This is a genomic window from Pseudoruminococcus sp., assembly GCF_047012705.1.
GTDB lineage: Bacteria > Bacillota > Clostridia > Oscillospirales > Acutalibacteraceae > Pseudoruminococcus.
In genome coordinates this window covers 1-4,836 of sequence record NZ_JBKXNW010000039.1, presented here as the reverse complement: position 1 = coordinate 4,836, position 4,836 = coordinate 1, and the positions used below count along the sequence as shown (strand labels likewise).

The 4,836-nt window shown below is 51.1% G+C and carries 6 protein-coding genes; all 6 read right to left on the bottom strand.

The features are described 5' to 3' along the window. Positions 1-1,576 (bottom strand): VirB4-like conjugal transfer ATPase, CD1110 family (locus ACLU24_RS14340; protein WP_412613324.1); only part of this gene is annotated, 1,576 nt, incomplete at its 3' end. Beyond that, positions 1,569-1,934: a PrgI family protein gene (locus ACLU24_RS14335; RefSeq protein WP_177801314.1), complete on the bottom strand. Its 366-nt coding sequence runs from the start codon at positions 1,932-1,934 to the stop codon at positions 1,569-1,571. The genes ACLU24_RS14340 and ACLU24_RS14335, both read right to left, overlap by 8 nt. After that, a complete protein-coding gene (locus ACLU24_RS14330; protein WP_177801312.1) occupies positions 1,924-2,118 on the bottom strand; it encodes a hypothetical protein in 195 nt (64 codons plus the stop codon). The genes ACLU24_RS14335 and ACLU24_RS14330 overlap by 11 nt, the downstream gene beginning before the upstream one ends. A gap of 10 nt (positions 2,119-2,128) precedes the next feature. Then, a complete protein-coding gene (locus ACLU24_RS14325; RefSeq protein WP_412613323.1) occupies positions 2,129-2,965 on the bottom strand; it encodes a VirB6/TrbL-like conjugal transfer protein, CD1112 family in 837 nt (278 codons plus the stop codon). A 73-nt stretch (positions 2,966-3,038) separates the two neighbouring features. Then, a complete protein-coding gene (locus ACLU24_RS14320; RefSeq protein WP_177801310.1) occupies positions 3,039-3,395 on the bottom strand; it encodes a glutamyl-tRNA amidotransferase in 357 nt (118 codons plus the stop codon). Positions 3,396-3,400: 5 nt separating this feature from the next. Beyond that, positions 3,401-4,836 (bottom strand): VirD4-like conjugal transfer protein, CD1115 family (locus tag ACLU24_RS14315; protein ID WP_412613321.1); only part of this gene is annotated, 1,436 nt, incomplete at its 5' end.

The following is a 4,836-nucleotide window of genomic DNA, read 5'->3' as shown; positions in this document are numbered from 1 at the left end:
ACAGGGACATAATGAACTCGGATTTCAGAATGACGGGGTTTGCGCCATCGCCGTACTCCCGGTTCATATCCATCGCATTGATGTGGGTGGGAGAAGTGGCAGAGATGTTGATGATCTCGCCGCCCAGCGCCCGCACAAGGGGCGAATACTCTCGCTCAGGGTCAATGATGATAATGTCTGCGTTGCCGGCAAGCACCTGATTGATGATCTCGCCCTTGGCGGTAAAGGACTTACCACCGCCCGAAACGCCGAGAATAAACTCGTTGCCATTCAAGAGTTGCCGACGGTCTGCGATAATCATATTCTTGGAGATGACATTCTGACCGTAGTAAACGCCGTTGGTATGGCAAATGTCCTGCACCCGGAATGGAATAAAGACCGCAAGGCTCTCCGTTGTCAGTGTGCGGAACGATTCGATCTTGCGAACACCGAAGGGCATCGCCGTATTCAGTCCGTCAAGCTGCTGGAACTTGAGAACACCGAACTGGCACAGGTGTTTTCTTGCCGTAGTGAGCAGAGCTTCGGTGTCATTGTCAAGCTGCTCCTTGGTGTCCGCCGTGTGAACCATCGTCAGAACGGCAAACATCATTCGCTGGTCACGGGTCGTCAGGTCGTCAAGGAACTCTTTCATTTCCTTGCGCTGTTGCTCAATGTCGTAGGGAAGCTGGGCAGAAAAGTTGTTGTTGGCATTCTGCCGACGCTGCCAGTTGGTCGCATTGGTTTCAACACCAAGCAGACGGCTTTCGGCTTCTCGCACGGCTTCATCCGTGGGTACGGGGATAACATCAATGGACATCATCAGATTGCGGTTGAGGTCGGTCATTTCCGCAACCATACTGTCCTTGATATAAGAAGCGTATTCTCGCAGAAACAGCACTCTGCCGTAACGCTCACCGATCTTGAAATAGTCGCCCGTGAACTCCATCGAATCAGGGCAGATGAAATCCTTGAAGTCGTGTCCCTTTCTGCGGGTTTCCTTGATGTCAAAGCGAAACTCCGTTTCTTCACCGGCACGGTAAAAGTCGTGGAAAATGCGGAGCCGTTCATCCGGCTCCAGCTCCACGCACTTACTGCCGAGCCGTCCGAAGTGGGCGATCAGGTCAGCTCCCACACGGGCAAAGTAGTTTCTCGCTTCCTCAACATTCTTCTTGCACACCGAAATGGTGATGTACTTCTCCTGAATGATAGAGTTTGCGCCGGTTGCTTTATCAAGGAGCATCCGATTGTACTCCTCACGGAACTCGTCAAGCGCATCGCCCTTCAGGGGGAGAAGAATGGTTTTCTCAAAGTTTGCACGGTTCAAACGGCGGTTGTTAATGGTGATCTTGGTGGTTGCACCGCTGTCAAGGCTGTTGAGTAGCTCCGAATATTCAAGGAACATAGCTTCCTTATCCTCACGACTGGCGACAGCATAGTTGATGTCGCTGAACTTATAGGTCTTGGAGAACTTATCTCTGCCCACCTGAAAAATACCGTCGTCGTAAATCGCCTTGATGGGAATCACATCCTGGACGCCCCTCGGCACAACAAATCGTTCTTTATCCTGTTTGAGCAGGTTGCGAAGCGTTTTAATCATTGGCTTTCAATACCTCCTTTTGCTTGTGTTCCATTTCAGGCTTCATCATTTCGTAGTAGGTGTTGGTGGAACGGAAGGTCAGTTTCTTTGGCATCAGAAACTCGGATTTGAACCAAGCCCATACGAACTTTTCCGCCGTCATTCCGTTGTATTTGATAAAGCCGAGAGCCGCAAAGGGTGCGGCTCCCAAAATGCACATCCACGATACGGTTTCCGTGCCGACATATGGCTTGAGCAGGAAATAGAGTCCCACTGCCACCACGCAGGCACAGGCAGAAAAAATGAACTGTCGCATAGACAGTCCAAAGAACATTGCCTCCGTATAGTTGCGGATTTCTCGGTTGATCTTAACTTCCATTGAAGCTCCTTTCTCTGCGATAGCTTTCCTTTGCCTGACGGATTTCCTCGGCACAGACGCATTCATCCGCAAGGCAGTTCACCTTGCCTTTGCGTCTGCCACCATAGTACAGACAATATCGACAATCGCAGTCCTCAAGGGTGAACCCCTTGAAGCGGTTATAGATTTTGGTGTTGTTTTTCATAGTGCGCTCCTTACAGTCCCATCATCTCTCGGATAATGCGGTCGCTCATCTTGACCGAGCCAACGAGAACGAGCATATTAAAGAGCAGTTCGCCTATATAACTCCACACCTGCGTGACCGCCGCCGCATCGGGGTTTACTACGGGCGGTGAGGACGCAAAGAGCGAGAAGATGATGCAGGACAGCACGATCACTGCCCCCTCCAAGCAAACGGCGCAGTAGCTTTTGATGAAGGACTTGCCCACATTCTGACTCGGTTCACCGGCGAAGGTGGAAAGCGGAATGGGCGCAAGTGCTGTATACATATAGAGCTTGAAGAACCGCCCATACACGGTCATTATCAGGATGAATGACATTACGGTGATGAACAGCCCTCCGATGAGCGTGACCGCCCACAACGGGATGGACTCAAAGAAGCCGCAGTCCTCGATGGTCGTTATCATTTCAGCCGGTAGAACCGTCTGTTGCGGTGAACCGAAGCCTGCCGAACTCATAATTGTCGAAATCGTTCCCTGCACAATATTGAACAGGGCAAGCATCAGCTCCATACCATAAGTGATAGCACCCTTGGCAATGGCGAAGCGAACGAACAGCTTCAGAGCGTGTTCCGGTTTCTTGACTTCTGTGAACGAGCCGCAGGTTTTCACCATACCGGCGACAAAGAACAGTACAAGGAGTGCAAGTCCGATAGACTGCACTGCGCCGTTGATGTTGACGATTACGCCCCATATTCCACCGCCTTTGAAGTCCTGCGGCGTTGTCGTAATAAGCTGCCAAATCTCAGCCAGCTTTTCGTTCCAAGTTTCCAGTGCGTTTTCAAGGTTTTGTACGACCCAGTTGTCGCTCACGAAAAGCACCTCCTTTTCATAGAGTTAAGGGGTGCTCCCGATTTTTCGGGAACACCCCTCGGTGTGAAATTTCTTAGCCGACAATCAGGTCAAGGATTTCCTTTGCAAAGGTGATGATGACGCCGCCTGCAAGGGTCAGGAAACCGTTCGCTCGCTGAGAGGGGTCGTGGGACTTCAGGGACAGACCGACCTGCACAACGCCGAAGCCCAACAGGATAAGACCAATGGCACGGATCAGCCCGAAGATAAAGGTAGACAGGTTGTTGATAACGGTAATGGGGTCGTTGGCGGCAAACGCCGTAACCGAAGTGCCGAGGACGAGTGCTGCACCCATAATGGCGGTGCAGTAAATGCGGAAGCCCTTCTTAACCTTGCCGGTCATAGGCAGCTTTTCGGTATGCTTCTCGGTGTTCTTCTTGAAAATGTTCATAGTAGTTACCTCCGTAATTTTGTTGTTGTATTGTTGTTGGTTTCCGAGTTGAAATCCTCATCGGACAACAGCTCATAGGTGGTTTCCGATACCTCTGTATCCGGCAGAGTATCGGGGTCGAGGTACTGCACCTCAATGGTCGCAACATTACTTATGACCTTGCCGTGCTGATAGACGCCGCCTTTTCCGTCGGCAGTAAGGTCAACGGCGGGGTGCTTGAGAATGTCGTATTTTAAGTCCATCACAGGGAGTTCCCCTCGGATGAACAGAATGGCGTAGCGGTTATCAAGCATACGAACCTCATCCGGGGTCAGAAGCTCTCGACCGCTGATCTGATAGTTGGTGGAATAGTTTCCGCTTCGCCCGGAACTCTTTCCGTAAGTGTTCGTGTCGATGGTTTCCTTGCCCAGCAATTCGCTTACATACTTATGGGTGGACTGCTCGTTGCCGCCCAAGTAGAGGAACTCATCGCAGTTGCCGACGATGGATTCCCACTGTTTTTCAAACAGTGCCTTGAGCTGTGCCAAGTTCTGAAGAATGATGGACACAAACACGCCACGGGAACGCATAACGGAAAGGATCTTATCGAAGTCGTCCGGCAGGCTGACATTGGCGAACTCGTCCATTAGGAAGTGAACGGGAATTGGCAATGCGCCGCCGTGAATATGGTCAGCGGAAAAGAATAGCTGCTGAAATAGCTGGGTATAAAGGATGCTGACCAAGAAATTGAAGCTCGAATCGTTGTCCGGGATAATAGCGAACAGTGCCACTTTCTTTTCGCCCATAGAAGCAAGGTCAAGCTCATCGGTACAGGTCAGTGCAGCCAAGCTCTCCAAGTTGAACTTTTCAAGCCTTGCGGCAAGGGTGATCTGAATGGATTTCAGGGTCTTTGCCGAACCGGTGTGGTAAGACCGATAGTATTTCAGAGCGATGTGGTCGGGTCTGTCCAACTCCAAATCGGCAAACAGGCAGTCCAGCGGCGAGGGTCGTGGATCTTCCTCATTGTCGATGGCAGCCGCTTGCAGCATCTCCATTACCATTGCAAAGTTCTGCTCATCCTCCGGTGCTTCGTAGTGAAGATAATAGACGAGAGCAGACAGCAGCATTGAAGCTGAGGTGTCCCAAAAAGGGTCGTTACTTTGTGACCCCTTTGGCGTTGTGCTCTTGAACAGATTTGTCACAAGCCGTTGCACATCGTTGTCCGAATGGAGATAGACAAACGGGTTGTAGCAGTGGCTCTTTTCCATTGAGATCAGGTCGAGAACTCTGATCTCATAGCCCTTTTTCTCCAGCAGATTTCCCACATCCCGGACGATCTCGCCCTTCGGGTCAAGAATCACGAAGCTGGTATTTGCCTGCATCAGATTTGGCTTACAGTAAAAGCGGGTCTTACCGGCACCGGAACCGCCGCAGACAAGGGTGTTCAGATTGCGGCGGTGTT

Bases quoted from the DNA above. Each gene is read 5' to 3' on its own strand.
- ACLU24_RS14320 (WP_177801310.1), bottom strand. From the start codon at position 3,395: ATGAACATTTTCAAGAAGAACACCGAGAAGCATACCGAAAAGCTGCCT.
- ACLU24_RS14330 (WP_177801312.1), bottom strand. From the start codon at position 2,118: ATGAAAAACAACACCAAAATCTATAACCGCTTCAAGGGGTTCACCCTT.
- ACLU24_RS14335 (WP_177801314.1), bottom strand. From the start codon at position 1,934: ATGGAAGTTAAGATCAACCGAGAAATCCGCAACTATACGGAGGCAATG.